At 71.0% G+C, this 14153-nt stretch carries 14 protein-coding genes; 2 read left to right on the top strand and 12 right to left on the bottom strand.

Annotated features, from left to right (window positions below; all coding sequences use genetic code 11):
* Positions 1 to 15: 15 nt before the first annotated feature.
* A complete protein-coding gene (locus E4P42_RS09220) occupies positions 16 to 1029 on the bottom strand; it encodes an alcohol dehydrogenase catalytic domain-containing protein (protein ID WP_135125387.1) in 1014 nt (337 codons plus the stop codon).
* 135 nt (positions 1030 to 1164) lie between these two features.
* On the opposite strand from E4P42_RS09220, the gene E4P42_RS09215 reads away from it, so the two are divergent.
* The gene (locus E4P42_RS09215) at positions 1165 to 1872 is read left to right on the top strand and encodes a DedA family protein (RefSeq protein WP_135125385.1); all 708 of its coding nucleotides are present in this window, start codon (positions 1165 to 1167) and stop codon (positions 1870 to 1872) included.
* A gap of 75 nt (positions 1873 to 1947) precedes the next feature.
* Here the strand turns inward: E4P42_RS09215 and E4P42_RS09210 are convergent, their stop codons facing one another.
* On the bottom strand, positions 1948 to 2976 hold the full coding sequence (locus tag E4P42_RS09210) for a nitronate monooxygenase (RefSeq protein WP_135125383.1): 1029 nt from the start codon (positions 2974 to 2976) through the stop codon (positions 1948 to 1950).
* A gap of 231 nt (positions 2977 to 3207) precedes the next feature.
* On the opposite strand from E4P42_RS09210, the gene E4P42_RS09205 reads away from it, so the two are divergent.
* Complete coding sequence (locus tag E4P42_RS09205; protein WP_135125381.1) at positions 3208 to 3651, top strand: VOC family protein; 444 nt, start codon at positions 3208 to 3210, stop codon at positions 3649 to 3651.
* A 7-nt stretch (positions 3652 to 3658) separates the two neighbouring features.
* On the opposite strand, the gene E4P42_RS09200 is transcribed toward E4P42_RS09205, so the two are convergent.
* From E4P42_RS09200 to E4P42_RS09155, 10 genes are read right to left on the bottom strand one after another with little or no spacing between them, the layout of a single operon-like run.
* Positions 3659 to 4567 carry an LLM class F420-dependent oxidoreductase gene (locus tag E4P42_RS09200; RefSeq protein ID WP_135125379.1) on the bottom strand — a complete coding sequence of 303 codons (909 nt, stop codon included), beginning with the start codon at positions 4565 to 4567 and terminating at the stop codon, positions 3659 to 3661.
* A 13-nt stretch (positions 4568 to 4580) separates the two neighbouring features.
* Positions 4581 to 5438: an alpha/beta fold hydrolase gene (locus E4P42_RS09195; RefSeq protein ID WP_167759420.1), complete on the bottom strand. Its 858-nt coding sequence runs from the start codon at positions 5436 to 5438 to the stop codon at positions 4581 to 4583.
* A gap of 48 nt (positions 5439 to 5486) precedes the next feature.
* Complete coding sequence (locus E4P42_RS09190; RefSeq protein WP_135125373.1) at positions 5487 to 6680, bottom strand: VWA domain-containing protein; 1194 nt, start codon at positions 6678 to 6680, stop codon at positions 5487 to 5489.
* The gene (locus E4P42_RS09185) at positions 6677 to 7369 is read right to left on the bottom strand and encodes an SRPBCC family protein (protein ID WP_135125371.1); all 693 of its coding nucleotides are present in this window, start codon (positions 7367 to 7369) and stop codon (positions 6677 to 6679) included. The genes E4P42_RS09190 and E4P42_RS09185 overlap by 4 nt, the downstream gene beginning before the upstream one ends.
* 37 nt (positions 7370 to 7406) lie before the next feature.
* The gene (locus tag E4P42_RS09180) at positions 7407 to 8294 is read right to left on the bottom strand and encodes a MoxR family ATPase (RefSeq protein WP_135125369.1); all 888 of its coding nucleotides are present in this window, start codon (positions 8292 to 8294) and stop codon (positions 7407 to 7409) included.
* Positions 8284 to 9054, bottom strand: coding sequence for an XdhC family protein (locus tag E4P42_RS09175; protein ID WP_135125367.1), 771 nt, complete (start codon positions 9052 to 9054; stop codon positions 8284 to 8286). Before E4P42_RS09175 ends, E4P42_RS09180 begins: the two co-directional genes overlap by 11 nt.
* Position 9055: 1 nt before the next feature.
* Entirely contained in the window at positions 9056 to 11446 is a 2391-nt protein-coding gene (locus E4P42_RS09170; protein ID WP_135125365.1) for an aerobic carbon-monoxide dehydrogenase large subunit, read from the bottom strand.
* The gene (locus E4P42_RS09165; RefSeq protein ID WP_135125363.1) at positions 11443 to 12021 is read right to left on the bottom strand and encodes a (2Fe-2S)-binding protein; all 579 of its coding nucleotides are present in this window, start codon (positions 12019 to 12021) and stop codon (positions 11443 to 11445) included. The genes E4P42_RS09170 and E4P42_RS09165 overlap by 4 nt, the downstream gene beginning before the upstream one ends.
* A gap of 4 nt (positions 12022 to 12025) precedes the next feature.
* Positions 12026 to 12898 (bottom strand): xanthine dehydrogenase family protein subunit M, encoded by an 873-nt coding sequence (locus tag E4P42_RS09160; RefSeq protein WP_135125360.1) that lies wholly within the window; start codon positions 12896 to 12898, stop codon positions 12026 to 12028.
* Between the two features lie 54 nt (positions 12899 to 12952).
* Positions 12953 to 14125 (bottom strand): XdhC family protein, encoded by a 1173-nt coding sequence (locus tag E4P42_RS09155; protein WP_135125358.1) that lies wholly within the window; start codon positions 14123 to 14125, stop codon positions 12953 to 12955.
* Positions 14126 to 14153: the final 28 nt, after the last annotated feature.

Genomic DNA, 14153 nt, shown 5'->3' with positions numbered 1-14153 from the left:
CCTCCCGGGGCCGGATCACATCGTGAGAACCATCCGGTACCGCGCGCGGCCCTCGTCCATCGCGGCGTACGCCTCGGCCGCATCGGCCAGCGGCATCTCCTGGATCCGCGCCCGCACGCCGCTCTGCAGGGCGAAGTGCATGGTCTCCTCGACGTCGCGGGCGGTGCCCGACGGGTGACCGGTCACCGACAGGCCGTCGTTGATCAGGTCCAGCGGGCTGATCGGCAGCGGGTCGGGGGTGACGCCGACGATGATCAGCTCACCCTGCGGGCCGAGCCCGCCGACGGTCTGACCCATCGCCGTGGAGTTGGCGGCCGTCGCGAGGATGACCTTGGCGCCGCCGAGGGCTTTCAGTGCGGCGGCGACGTCACCGGCGGTGGAGTCGATGTAGTGATGGGCGCCGAGTTCGCGCGCGTCGGCCTCCTTGTCGGCGCCGCGGGCGATCGCGACGGTCTCGAAGCCCATCGCCCGGGCGAACTGCACGCCGAGGTGGCCGAGGCCGCCGACACCCAGCACGGCGACCAGGTCACCGGCGACGGCCCTCGTCTGGCGCAGCCCGTTGAACGTGGTGACACCGGCGCAGCCCATCGGCGCCGCCTCGGCGAACGACAACCCGTCGGGGATCCGGGCCGGCGCGGTGGCGGGCACGACGACCGTTTCGGCGTATCCGCCGGGATAGTGCCAGCTGGGCACCTGCATGTTGACGCACTGCATGAACATGCCCTTGCGGCACGGGATGCAGGTGTTGCAGTTGCCGCCGAACCAGCCGACCGCGACCCGGTCGCCGACGGCCCACTGGTCGACGCCGTCGCCGACCTCGGCGATGGTGCCGGCGATCTCGTGGCCGGGGGTGATGGGCCAGTTCAGGCCCGGGAAGCCGCCGTTGACGAAGGCGTGATCGGTGCCGCACACGCCACAGGCGGCGACGTCGATGCGGACCTGGCCGGGCTGCGGTGACCCGGTCTCGACGTCGACGAGCGTGAGCGGCTGACCGGCGGATTCGACGTGCACTGCCTTATGCGTGGACATGCATCGAACACTATCGGCGCGAACCCGGTCGCGTATTGCAGCCAGCTGGAATACCCGGGGTACGCCGGCGGGAATCGCGGCGCGGGCTCGTCGGCGTCGGCGAACGGCAAGGATGCGCCGGTATCTTAAGGAGCCATGACCACCACCCATCTGGCCCTGATGCCCGATTTCCTGGACCCGATGACGCTGCTCGGGTACTTCGGGACCTGGGCGCTGATCGGCCTGCTGGTCGTGGTGTTCGTCGAGTCCGGGGTGCTGTTCCCGATCCTGCCCGGCGACTCGCTGCTGTTCGTGGCCGGCATGCTGGCCGCGGGCACCGCGGCCGTCGCGGAGGAGGGTGGCGACGCCATCAACTTCCAGCTCTGGCAACTGCTGGTGTTCATCCCGATCGCGGCGATCCTCGGTGGTCAGGTGGGCTACTGGATCGGCCGCAACCTGGGCACCGCGATGTTCAAGCCCAACGCCCGCTTCCTCAAGCTCAAGTACCTCGAGGAGGCGCACCTGTTCTTCGAGGCGCGCGGGCCGTTCGCGATCGTCGTCGCGCGGTTCGTGCCGATCGTGCGGACGCTGGCCCCGCTGACGGCGGGCGCCGCGCGGATGAACTATCCGGTGTTCGCGATCTTCAACATCCTCGGCGCGATCGTCTGGGGCGTCGGGCTGACGCTGCTCGGCTACTGGCTGGGCCAATTCGAGATCGTGCAGAAGCTGCTCGAACCGATCTTCATCGCAATCGTGCTGGCGTCGGTGGCGCCGATGTTCATCGAGTACTACAAGCGCCGCAAGGCGGCCAAGCGGGCCGGGATCGCGGCGCCGCCGATCGACGGGGACGAGCAAGCCGCCTGAGGCATCCGTGCGGCCGCACGAGACTGACGTGGTGCAGGGAAGGTGCGAGTGGGCGCCTGCGCAGATTCAGTCTCGTCACACCTCCCCGGCGAGGCCGCGCAGAATCTCCGCCGTCGGCTGCTCGGCCGCGTGCCGGAACCCGGTGCCCGCCCACAGGTGCACCAGGTCGGCCTCCCCGGCCGCCGCGGCGGCCTTGCGCAGCGGACTGGTCAGGTGATGCAGCGCCGGGTAGCCGAGCGGCGCGGCGGCTTCGTACTCGTCGATGAACCGGTTGCGCAGGCCGCGGGCGGGCCGTCCGGTGAAGGCGCGGGTGAGCACGGTCTCGGTGCGTGACCGGTCGGCCAGCGCGGCCTTGTGCGTGTCCGACGCGCCGCTCTCGTCGGCCCGCAGCAGCACCGTGCCCACCGCCACCGCCGCCGCCCCGGCGCGCAGCACCGCGGTGACGTCAGCTGGTGTGCCCACGCCGCCCGCGGCGATGACCGGCAGCCGCACCGCGCCGCTCACCTGCGCGACGAGATCGGTCAGCGGCACCGGGGCCGGCAGCCGGTCCGGCGACAGCGTCCCGGAATGCCCACCCGCGACCACCGCCTGCACGGCGAGCATGTCGGCGCCCGCCGCGGCGGCGGCCTCGGCCTCTCCGACGGAGGTGACGGTCTGCACCACGGTGGTGCCCGCCTTCTGCACCGCGGCGATGACGTCGCGGCCCGGGATGCCGAACGTGAAGCTGACGACGGGCACCGGATCGGCCAGCAGCACGTCGATCTTGGCGCCGAAGCGGTCGTCGTCATCGATGGGGTCGGCGGGCAGGGTGACGCCGAAGCGGTCGGCCTCGGGTTGCAGCGCGGCCGCGTAGCGGCGGTAGTCCGCGAGGTCGATGGGCACCGGGTTCGGCGCGAACAGGTTGACGCCGAACGGAACCGACGCGGCGCGGACGGCGGCGATCTCGTTCTGCAGGCTCTGCGGCGTCTTGTAGCCGGCCGCCAGCAGGCCCAGGCTGCCCGCGCCCGCGGCGGCGATCACCAGGGCCGGCGTGGTCGCCCCGCCGGCCATCGGCGCGGCGATCACCGGCAGCCGCACACCCAGATTCGTCAGTGGTGAGGTCATCGGCTGTCCTTCCTTCAGTGTCGCTGCGTGCAACCGATTCTCGACGACCGGCCATCCGCGTCACCAGGACCGGCATCCTCACTGCTGGGAGGAAGCGCCTCCCAGTCCAGGAATGACGACCCCGTGTACTGCGTTCCGCGGAGCACTCCGGTGACATCACCGGACGCACACCGTCCGAACCGCGACTTTCGTGCCACGGCTCGAACGCCGAGAAGGAAGTGAAGTGCCGTCATGGACATGAAACTCGAAGTCATCGTGATCCCCGTCTCCGACGTCGACCGGGCGAAGGCGTTCTACCAGTCACTCGGCTGGCGCCTGGACGCGGATTTCCCTGTGCGTGAGGGGTACCGGGTCGTGCAGCTGACCCCGCCCGGCTCATCGGCGTCGGTCATCTTCGGCGAGGGCGTCACCACGGCGACGCCCGGCTCGACACAGGGGCTTCTCCTGGTGGTCTCCGACATCGACGCCGCACGGGCCGACCTCGCATCGCGCGGAGTCGCGGTGAGCGACGTCTTCCACGACGCCACCGGCGTCTTCACTCACGCCGGTACGGCGTCGCGGGTGCCCGGGCCGGACCCGGAACGCCGCAGCTACGGGTCGCATGCGTCATTCTCCGACCCCGACGGCAACGGCTGGGTGCTGCAGGAGGTCACCGAACGCCTCCCCGGACGCTGAACCCGACTCAGCCCAACCCGAGTTCGCCGGCCAGCTCCCGCAGCGCGGGCCGCGGGTCGGCCATCGGGTTGTCGCCGAGCACCTGCACCACGACGTGGTCGGCACCGGCGTCGAGGTGGGCGGTCACCGACGCGGCGGCCTGCTGCACCGAGCCCATGCCGACGATGCCGCGCGCCAACCGGTCCGACCCGCCGCGCACCAGGTCCGATTCGTCGAAACCCTGGCGCAGCCAGGAGTTCCGGTAGTTCGGGAGCCCGCTGTAGACGTCGAGGTGCTGGTGCGCGCGCTGCAGCTGGTCGGCGTCGTCACCGCCGATCGCGACGGCCTGCTCGGACACGATCCACTTGTCCGGGCCGAGGATGTCGCGCGTGGTGCGGGTCTGCTCGGGCGTGACCAGGTAGGGGTGGGCGCCGTCGGCGTGGGTGCCGGACAGCTCGATCATCTTCGGGCCGAGCGCGGCCAGCAGCCGCGTGGGCCGCGGCGCGCCGGGTTCGATGGCCTCGGACACCCCGGCCATCTTCTCCAGGTAGGCGCGCATGGTGGCCAGCGGTTTGGCATACGTGCCCCCCATCCCGTGCTCCACCAGCGGTGCGTGGCTGACGCCGAGCCCCAGCACGAAGCGGTTGGGGAACAGCGCATTCAGCGTGCGGCCCCCGGTCTCGGCCGCCGAGGGCAGGCGGATGTGGATGTTGGCGATGCCGGTGCCGACCACCAGCCGGTCGGTCGCCGACAGGAACGCCGCCGACTGGGTCAGGCACTCCTTGCCGGTGACCTCGGGGATGAACAGCGAGCCGAAGCCGAGTGCTTCGATCTCGCGGGCGACGTCCTGCGCGTCGGTGATCGACCAGGTCTCGCTGGCCCACCAGACGCCGATGCGGGAAGGGAACTCGATTGCGGGCTTACCGGAATCAGTCACCCGACCAACCTACTTAACGGGTGTCGAGTCGGGCGATCGGGTGCGCGGCGAACCACTCGAGCAGCAGGCCGGCCAGCTCGTCGGGCTTCTCCTCGGGGATCCAGTGCGACACCCCGGGCATCACCTCGAAGCGGTACTCCCCCGACACGTAGTGCTCGGTGTTGTAGGCCGCCTTGTCCAGCAGCGCGGCGTCGCCGTCGCTCCACACGTACATCGTCGGCACGGACACCTTGCCGCCGGACTGCGCGAAGTTGGACAGCGGCAGCCCGCGGTACCAGTTGATGCCCGCGCGCAGCGCGCCCGGCTCGAGCATCGCCGCGACGTCACGGTCGGCGGCCTGGGGCGAGAGCCCGATGTCGGTCAGCGCCTTCTTGGCGATCGCGCCGCCACGGGCGGTCAGCGCGAACTCCGGCAGGAACGGCAGCTGGAAGAAGTACATGTACCAGGACGCGATGCCCTGGCGGCTGGTCGGAATCGCCCGCAGGAACGCTCCGGGGTGCGGCACCGACACCGGCGTCACGGTCGCCAACCGGTCGGGCATCTCGCTCGCGACCGCCCACGCGACCGCGGCGCCCCAGTCGTGGCCGACCAGGTGGACGCGCTCGGCGCCGCTCGCGTCGATCAGCGCGCCGATGTCGGCGACCAGTTCGCTCATCACGTAGTCGCGGCGCCGGGTCGGCCGGGCACCGGGCGAATACCCCCGCTGGTTGGGTGCCAGGCATCGGTACCCCTGGGCGGTGAGCCGGTCGATGACGGGTGCCCACATGCTGTTGCGCTGCGGGAAGCCGTGCAGCAGCACGACGACGGGCCCGTCCGCGGGGCCCGCGTCACGAACGTCGAACACCAGGTGGTCGCGGCGGTACTGTTCCATACCGCTCAGCATGGCACCTGCGGTCGACGCGCGGTACCGGTCGAGTCGTCAGAGTTCGGCGAGCGCGTCGAACAACTCTTGCAGCCCGGACAGGGAATGGGCCGGGAGCAGGCGGTCGCAGTACGGCAGCGCGGCGGCCATCGAGGCCGCCAGCGGCTGGAATCCGGGCAGGGCGGCCCGGGGGTTGAGCCACAGCAGCCGGTGCGCCCGGCGGCGCACCCGTGCCAGGGCATGGTCGAGCGTTTCGGGGCCGTCGCTGTCCCAGCCGTCGGAGGCGATCACGACGACCGCACCCCGCAGGGTGCCGCCGTGCGGTCCGGACACCAGGTCGGCGATGCTGCGGCCGACATGGGTGCCGCCGAACCGGTCCGCCACCGTCGCGTTGGCCCGCGCCAGCGCCACCTCCGCTGAGCGATGGGACAGCACCGGCGTGAGCCGGGTCAGCGATGTCGAGAATGCGAACACCTCGGGCCGCAGCGGACCGGGCCGCATCAGCACCGCGCGCATCAGGTGCAGGTACACCGTCGCGTAGGCCTGCATGGAGCGGCTGACGTCGCAGACGAGCACGATGCGGCGGGCGCGCCGGCGGCGCCGGGTACGGGTCAGCCGCACCGTCTCGAAACCGGTACTGCGCGAGGCGCGGATGGTGCGGCGCAGGTCGATCCGGTCGCCGTGGTGGTGTGGGTGACGACGCAGCGTTCGTCGGCGCGGCCACTGCGTGGCCGCCGTTGATAACCACTCGCCCAACTGGCGCAGGTCGTCGGGGTCGAAGCGGTCGAACGGTTCGTCGGCGCGGGCGGCGATGCGGCTCGGCAGCACGTCGGGCAGCGTGACCGTGGCATCCGCGCTCTCGGCGGCGGTCATCGATGCGGGTCGGGTGACCCATGGCAACCCGTTGGCCTCCAGTGGCGGTCCGTGGCCCACCGTGACGCCTGCCGCGGGCGCCACGGGTTCGGCGGCTCGCTGCCTGCGTGCCGGCGGATCGAGCCCCAGCACCGCGTCGCCGAAGACCACGTTGAACACGGCGTCGAAGGTCTCGAGGTCGTCGGCGCGATCGATCAGCGTCAACCGGGCCGCCCAGTACAGCTCCGTGCGGCCGCGGGGTCGCAGCCGCTGGATCGCCTGCACGAACTGCGTTGGGCCGCTGGCCGACACCTGCGCACCGGACCGGCGCAGGCGCGCGACCAGCGCGACGGCGAACGCCGCGAGGTCGACGCCGCGCAGCAGCAGCGGTGTGGTCATCCCCGCCGTCGGCACAGCAGAACCGCCAGCACCACCAGGAGCAGCAGCACCGCGGCCGCGGGCGGACCGTACTTCTTCACCGCGCCGCCGCCGGCGAGTTCGAGCAGGTCGATCGGTGGCGGCTCCGCCTGCGGCTGTGCCGCGACCGGTCCGGGCGGTTCGGCGGCCGCGGTGGTCGCGGTGGTCGCGGTGGCCGTGGTGGCCGTGGTGGCCGGGACCGGGCTCGGCTCGGCGATCGCCGCGCTCTCGCCCGCCAGCTTGGCCTCGAGTGATTCGACGAACTGGCCCAGTAGTTTCTCCGACACCTGCTGCAGCATCCCGCTGCCGAACTGCGCGAGTTTGCCGACGATCTTCAGGTCGGTGTCGACGGTGACGCGGGTGTGGTCGCCGGCGTCGTGCAGTTGAGCGGTGACGGTCGCGGCGGCGTTACCGGTGCCGCGGGCCTCCTTGCCGCGGCCGTCGATGACGGCGCGGTGTTCGGCGCGATTCTGCTCGACGAAGTGCACCTTGCCGCTGAATTCGCTGGTGACCGGGCCGACCTTGACCTTGACCTTGCCCAGCACGTCGTCGCCGTCGTGTCCGGTCATCGACGCGCCGGGCATCAGCGGGATCACCTGGTCGAGGTCGGTCAGCACGTCCCAGGCGCGCTCGATCGGCACGCTGACGGTGAATTCGTTGGCGATCTTCATCGGTCCCCTTCTGTCCTGTTCAACGTCATGTCCAACGTCATGTCCAACTGTGCTCGGCGAGGGCGTCGCGCAGCAGGTCGCGGTCGTCGGGTGTCTTGGCCAGCGTGCCCAGCCCGGCGAGCAGGCTCTCGCCCGCCGTCACGAGCTCGCCGACACCGAGCGCGACCAGCGCGGCCACCCAGTCGATCGTCTCGGCGACGCCCGGCGGTTTGTCGAGGTCCAAGTGGCGGACCGCCGCAACGAAGTGGGCGGCCTGTTCGATCAGCGGCGCGGTGGCTCCCGGTACGGTGCGGCGCAGGATCGCGACGGCGCGTTCGGGTTGCGGGTAGTCGATCCAGTGATACACGCAGCGCCGCCGCAGTGCGTCGTGCAGATCCCGGCTGCGGTTGGAGGTCAGCACCACGACCGGCGGTCGCCGGGCGGTGAACGTGCCGATCTCGGGCACGGTGACGCTCGACTCGCCGAGGAACTCCAGCAGGAGCGCCTCGAATTCGTCGTCGGCACGGTCGATCTCGTCGATCAGCAACACCGGCGGGTGGGGTCCGGGGTGGCGGACGCAGTGCAGGACGGGCCGGTCCACGAGATAGGCGTCGGTGTAGAGGTCGGCTTCGGTGATGTGGTCACCGTGCGCCTCGGCCAATCGGATGGCCAGCAATTGGCGCTGGTAGTTCCAGTCGTAGAGCGCCTCCCCCGCGGTCAGACCCTCATAGCACTGCAGCCGGACCAGCGGCGTACCCAGCACGGCGGCAAGGGTTTTGGCGGCGGTGGTCTTGCCGACGCCCGGTTCGCCCTCCAGCAGCAGCGGCCGCTCGAGCGTCGTGGCGAGGAACACCGCCGCGGCGGTGCCGGTGTCGAGGAGGTAGTCGTATCGGTCGAATCGCGTCACGACGTCGGCGACGTCGGCGAAGGCCGGCTCAGTGGCCATGCGCCGCGCAGTGGTGCTCGGGCGGTGCGGCGGTCACCGGCTGCGGCCGGTCCCCGGAGCGGATCGCCGCGATGATCTCCGCCATGATCGACACCGCGATCTCGCCCGGGGTCCGGGCGCCGATCGGCAACCCGACCGGGGTGTGCACCCGCGCCCGCTCCGCACCGGACAGACCGATCCCGTCGAGCACGGCGCCGCCGCGGACCCGGCTGGCGACCAGGCCGATGTAGCCGACGCCGGCATCGAGTGCGGCACGGATCATCTCGCCCTCCGGACCGCCGTGGCTCGCGATCACGACCGCGGCGGCATCGGTGAGCGGGCCCTCGCGGGTCACCTCGTAGCCGAGCAGGCCGCACAGGTCACCCAGCGCGGCGGCGATCGGCGTCGTCCCGCAGATCCGGATCAACGGTGCGGGCACCTGCGGCACCAGGAAGATCTCCAACGCGCCCCCGGACAGGCAGGGGTTGACGACCACACACGCACCGGGGGCCTCGGGAAAGTGGACGTCACCGTCCGGCAGCACCCGCAGCAGCACGCTCTCGCCCGCCTGCAGGGCACCGAGCGCCGCCTTGCGCACCGAGTTCTGCGCACACTCGCCGCCCACGAAACCCTCGATGGTGCCGTCGGACAACAGAATCGCCTCGTCGCCGGGGTGCGCCGACGTCGGCGGTTGCGCGCGGACCACCGTCGCGTGGACGAACGGGGTCCTGGCGCGCAGCAATTGCTGCGCCCGGTCCTGCATCGCGGTCGCCGAACTCATGTCAGATCGGCGGAGTCGGCCGGCCCTGCATGGCTTCCCACACCCGCGAGGGGGTCAACGGCATGTCGGCGTGCCGGACACCGAACGGCGCCAGCGCGTCGACGACGGCGTTGACCACCGCAGGCGGCGAGCCGACCGTGGCCGATTCGCCGATGCCCTTGGCGCCGATGGGATGGTGCGGGGACGGAGTGACGGTGAATCCGGTCTCCAGATCGGGTACCTCGACCGCGGTCGGGATCAGATAATCCATCAGCGAGCCGCCCAGGCAGTTGCCCTCCTCATCGAACGCGATCATCTCCATCAGCGCCATACCGATGCCGTCGACGATGCCGCCGTGGACCTGACCCTCGATGATCATCGGGTTGATCCGGGTCCCGCAGTCGTCGACGGCGAGGAACCGGCGCACCTTCACCACCGCGGTGCCGGGATCGACGTCGACGACGCAGAAATAGGCGCCGTACGGATACGTCAGGTTGGACGGGTTGTAGCAGACCTGCGCGTCCAGACCGCCTTCCAGGCCCTCGGGCAGGTCACCGGCGCCGTGGGCGCGCATCGCGATGTCCTGGATCGTCACCGATGCCGACGGGTCGCCCTTGACGTGGAACGACCCCTTGTCCCACTCCAGGTCGGCGACCGACGCCTCGAGCATGCCGGACGCGATGATCTGCGCCTTGTCGCGCACCTTGCGCGCCACCAGCGCGGCGGCCGCACCCGACACCGGTGTGGAGCGGCTGCCGTAGGTGCCCAGTCCGAACGGCGTCTGGTCGGTGTCGCCGTGCACGACGTCGATGTCGTCGGGTGGGATGCCGAGCTCCTCGGCGACGATCTGGGCGAACGTCGTCTCGTGGCCCTGCCCCTGGGTCTGCACCGACAGCCGAACCACGGCTTTCCCGGTGGGGTGGATACGCAGTTCGCAGCCGTCGGCCATGCCAAGGCCGAGGATGTCCATGTCTTTGCGCGGGCCGGCTCCGACCGCCTCGGTGAAGAAGGCCATCCCGATGCCCATCAGCTCTCCGCGGGCCCGCTTCTCCTTCTGTTCGGCGCGCAGCTCGTCGTAGCCGATCATGTCCATGGCCTTGCGCATGGTGGTCTCGTAGTCGCCCGAGTCGTACATCCAGCCGGTCTTCGACATGTAGGGGAACTGACTGGAGCGCAGCAGGTTTCGCAACCGCAGCTCGGCGGGGTCCATCTTCAGCTCGTGCGCCAGGCAGTCCACCAGCCGCTCCACGAAGTACACGGCTTCGGTGATCCGGAACGAGCAGGCGTACGCCACCCCGCCGGGTGCCTTGTTGGTGTACACCGCGGTCATGTGGCAATAGGCCGCCTCGATGTCGTAGCTGCCGGTGAACACGCCGTAGAAGCCGGCCGGGTACTTCGACGGCGCCGCGGTGCCGTTGAACGCACCATGGTCGGCCAGCACGTTGGAGCGGATGGCCAGGATTTTGCCGTCGCGGGTGGCCGCGATCTCCCCGACCATGATGTAGTCGCGGGCGAATCCGGTGCTGGTCAGGTTCTCGCTGCGGTCCTCCATCCATTTGACCGGCTTTCCGAGCAGCAGCGACCCGACGATCGCGCACACGTAACCGGGATAGATCGGCACCTTGTTGCCGAACCCTCCGCCGATGTCCGGGGAGATGACCCGGATCTTGTGCTCGGGCAGACCGGCGACGAGGGCGTAGAGGGTGCGGTGCGCGTGCGGCGCCTGCGTCGTCGACCAGAGCGTGAGCTTGCCGCTGACCGGGTCGAGGTCGGCGACCGCACCACAGGTCTCCATCGGCGCGGGATGCACACGGGGATAGACGATCTCCTGCTTGACGACGACGTCGGCGTGCGCGAACGCGGCCTCGGTGGCCGCGGCGTCGCCGGTCTCCCAGTCGAAGCAGTGGTTGTCGGTCTTGCCGTCGAGGTCGGTGCGGATCACCTCCGCGTCGGGCGCCAGGGCCCGGCGGACGTCGATGACGGGGTCCAGCGGTTCGTAGTCGACGTCGATGAGCTCGACACCGTCGCGCGCGGAGTAACGGTCCTCGGCGACGACGAACGCCACCTCCTGACCCTGGAAGCGCACCTTGTCGGTGGCCAGGACCGCCTGTACGTCGTTGGACAGGGTCGGCATCCATGCCAGGCCCTTCTCGGCCAGGTCGGCGCCGGTGACGACGGCCTTGACCTTGGGATGGGCCTGCGCGGCGGAGACGTCGATGCTGCTGATCCGGGCGTGCGCGTACGGCGACCGGAGGATCGCCAGGTGCAGCATGCCCGGCAGTTGCACGTCGTCGACGTAATTGCCGCGGCCGCGGATGAACCGGGGATCCTCCTTGCGGAGCATCCGGCCGTAGCCGCACGGCTTCTTGTCGTTGTCCTCGAGGGCTTCCGGGCGTTCGTCGACCGCGGTCATGATGCGCCTCCCGTCTCGACGAGGTGCTCGCCCGCAACCGGGCCGAGGGTGTCGTCGGTCTGCGCCTGCGGCGCGAAATCGTCAGCGTCCGGGCCCGGTTCGACGGTCCGGCCGCCATTGGCGTGTCTGGCGGCCCACTGCACCGACCGCACGATCGTGGTGTAGCCGGTGCACCGGCAGATCTGTCCGGAGATCGCCTCGCGGATCTCGGCTTCGGTGGGGTCGGGGTTGCGGTCCAGCAGGGCACGGGCGGTGATCATCATCCCCGGCGTGCAGAAGCCGCACTGCAGGCCGTGGCACTGCATGAACCCCTCCTGCACCGGGTCGAGCGTGCCGTCGACCTCGAGCCCCTCGACGGTGCGGACGCTGTGACCGCCCGCCATGACGGCCAGCATCGTGCACGATTTGACCGGCTCGCCGTCGACCTCCACGACGCAGGTACCGCAGTTGCTGGTGTCGCAGCCCCAGTGGGTTCCGGTGAGCCGCAACTGGTCTCGCAGGAAGTGCACGAGCAGCATACGGGGCTCGATGTCGGCGCTGACCGATTCGCCGTTGACGGACATGGTCACGTGCATGTGCTCAGGCTCCTTCTCGGACGCGCGCCACCGCGGTGCGCAGGGTGCGGACGGTCAGTTCCGACGCCAGGTGGCGCTTGTAGTCAGCGCTGCCGCGCATGTCGGAGACCGGGTCACAGGCCTCGGCGGCGCGGCGCCCCGCGTTGGCGAAGGTGTCCTCGGTGGCGGCCCGCCCGGTGAGCGCCGCGCCGACGGCGGCCAGCGCCTGGGCGTCGGGGTTGACGGCGGTGAGGCCGACGCGGGCGGCGACGATCGTGTCGCCGTCGAGGGTCACCGCCGCACCCGCCGCCGCGACCGCCCAGTCACCGACCCGCCGCTCGACCTTCGCGTAGGCGCTCGACGTCCGCGGGCGCACGGGGATGCGAACCTCGACGAGGATCTCGTTGTGCGCCAGTGACGTCTCGTACGGTCCCTCGAGGAAGTCGTCGATGGGTATCTCGCGCCGGCCCGACGGTCCGCGGGCCACGCAGACCGCGCCGAGCACGGTGCACACCGTGGTCAGGTCCTCGGCCGGGTCGGCCTGGCACAGCGACCCGCCCAGGGTGCCGCGGTTGCGGACCACCGGGTCGGCGATCACCCGTTCGGCGTCGGCGAAGATCGGGCATGTCGCGGCGAGGTCGGACGATTCGAGCACCGTGCGGTGGCGGGTCATCGCGCCGATCCGGATCTGCGTCGCGTCGCGCGCGATGTAGTCGAGGTCGGTCAGGTCGTTGATGTCGACCAGGTATTCGGGGTTGGCGATCCGCAGTTTCATCATCGGCAGCAGGCTGTGCCCGCCGGCGACGATCAGGGCGCCGTCGCCGAGGCGATCGAGGAGACCGATCGCGTGGTCGACACTGGTGGCGCGTTCGTATTCGAATGGCCCGGGAACCTGCATGTGATGGCCCTCACAATCGTCGAGGCCTCAGTGTCGGTCGTGCTGACAGCGCCGTCAATAGCGACTTAAGTGATCACTGAACTCGCTGCCGGCGCCCTGTTCGTGGTGGATGCGGCCATCCGTCTCGGACAGCCGGCGGCCGGTGCCGCCCCATCGCCCCGCGATGATCTCGGCGGCGATCGACACCGCGGTCTCCTCGGGGGTCCGCGCGCCGAGGTCCAGTCCGATCGGGCTTGACAGCCGCGCGAGTTCGTCGTCGGTGAGTCCCGCCTCGCGCAGCCGGGCCATGCGGTCGTCGTGGGTGCGGCGCGACCCCATCGCCCCGATGTAGCCGAGTGCGGGCAGTCGCAGCGCCACCTCGAGCAGCGGGACGTCGAACTTCGGGTCGTGGGTCAGCACGCAGACCACGGTGCGGGCGTCGAGCAGCCCGGCGTCGGCCTGGGCGGCCAGGTAGCGGTGCGGCCAGTCGACGACGACCTCGTCGGCGGTCGGGAACCGGGCCGGCGTCGCGAACACCGCACGCGCGTCGCACACGGTCACCCGGTAGCCGAGGAAGGAGCCCTGCTGGGCGACGGCGGCGGCGAAGTCGATCGCCCCGAACACCAGCATTCGTGGGCGCGGCGCGTAGGCCGCGACGAACACCTCCATCCCGACGCCGCGGCGCTGCCCGTCCGGCCCGAAGGTGAGCACCTCACTGCGGCCCGAGGCCAGCAGGCCCCGCGCGTCGTCGGTGACCGCGGCGTCCGCGCGCGGCGAGCCGAGGGTGCCGGCCACCGGCTCCGGGTGGTCGTCCGGGCGGACCACCAGCCGCCGCCCCAGCCACTGCGGGTCCGGATGTGCGATCACGGTCGCGAGCGCGACCGGACGGTGCTCGTCGATGTCGGCGGCGACGGCGGCGAGAGCGGGAAACGCCGTGCGGGATACCGGTTCGACGAAGACGTCGAGGATGCCGCCGCAGGTCAGCCCGACCGCGAAGGCGTCATCGTCGCTGACGCCGTAGCGCTGCAGCACCGGGCTGCCGGAGGCGACCACCTCGCCGGCCAGCTCGTAGACCGCACCCTCCACGCAGCCGCCCGACACCGATCCGCTGACCGTGCCGTCGGGGGCCACCACCATGGCGGCACCCGGCTGGCGCGGTGCCGAGCGGAAGGTGCGCACCACCGTCGCCAGGCCCGCGGTCCCGCCGGCGCGCCACACTGCCAACACGTCGCCCAGCACATCTCTCATGCCGCCCAATCTATGCCGCCCGCCGTAG

This window comes from Mycobacterium sp. PS03-16 (genome assembly GCF_004570325.1).
In the GTDB taxonomy this organism is placed as follows: Bacteria; Actinomycetota; Actinomycetes; order Mycobacteriales; family Mycobacteriaceae; genus Mycobacterium.
This window is presented reverse-complemented; position numbering and strand designations above follow the sequence as displayed.

Coding starts and splice junctions, on each gene's coding strand:
- E4P42_RS09220 (WP_135125387.1), bottom strand. CDS start 1,029: ATGTCCACGCATAAGGCAGTGCACGTCGAATCCGCCGGTCAGCCGCTC.
- E4P42_RS09215 (WP_135125385.1), top strand. CDS start 1,165: ATGACCACCACCCATCTGGCCCTGATGCCCGATTTCCTGGACCCGATG.
- E4P42_RS09210 (WP_135125383.1), bottom strand. CDS start 2,976: ATGACCTCACCACTGACGAATCTGGGTGTGCGGCTGCCGGTGATCGCC.
- E4P42_RS09205 (WP_135125381.1), top strand. CDS start 3,208: ATGGACATGAAACTCGAAGTCATCGTGATCCCCGTCTCCGACGTCGAC.
- E4P42_RS09195 (WP_167759420.1), bottom strand. CDS start 5,438: ATGGAACAGTACCGCCGCGACCACCTGGTGTTCGACGTTCGTGACGCG.
- E4P42_RS09190 (WP_135125373.1), bottom strand. CDS start 6,680: ATGACCACACCGCTGCTGCTGCGCGGCGTCGACCTCGCGGCGTTCGCC.
- E4P42_RS09185 (WP_135125371.1), bottom strand. CDS start 7,369: ATGAAGATCGCCAACGAATTCACCGTCAGCGTGCCGATCGAGCGCGCC.
- E4P42_RS09180 (WP_135125369.1), bottom strand. CDS start 8,294: ATGGCCACTGAGCCGGCCTTCGCCGACGTCGCCGACGTCGTGACGCGA.
- E4P42_RS09175 (WP_135125367.1), bottom strand. CDS start 9,054: ATGAGTTCGGCGACCGCGATGCAGGACCGGGCGCAGCAATTGCTGCGC.
- E4P42_RS09170 (WP_135125365.1), bottom strand. CDS start 11,446: ATGACCGCGGTCGACGAACGCCCGGAAGCCCTCGAGGACAACGACAAG.
- E4P42_RS09165 (WP_135125363.1), bottom strand. CDS start 12,021: ATGCACGTGACCATGTCCGTCAACGGCGAATCGGTCAGCGCCGACATC.
- E4P42_RS09160 (WP_135125360.1), bottom strand. CDS start 12,898: ATGCAGGTTCCCGGGCCATTCGAATACGAACGCGCCACCAGTGTCGAC.
- E4P42_RS09155 (WP_135125358.1), bottom strand. CDS start 14,125: ATGAGAGATGTGCTGGGCGACGTGTTGGCAGTGTGGCGCGCCGGCGGG.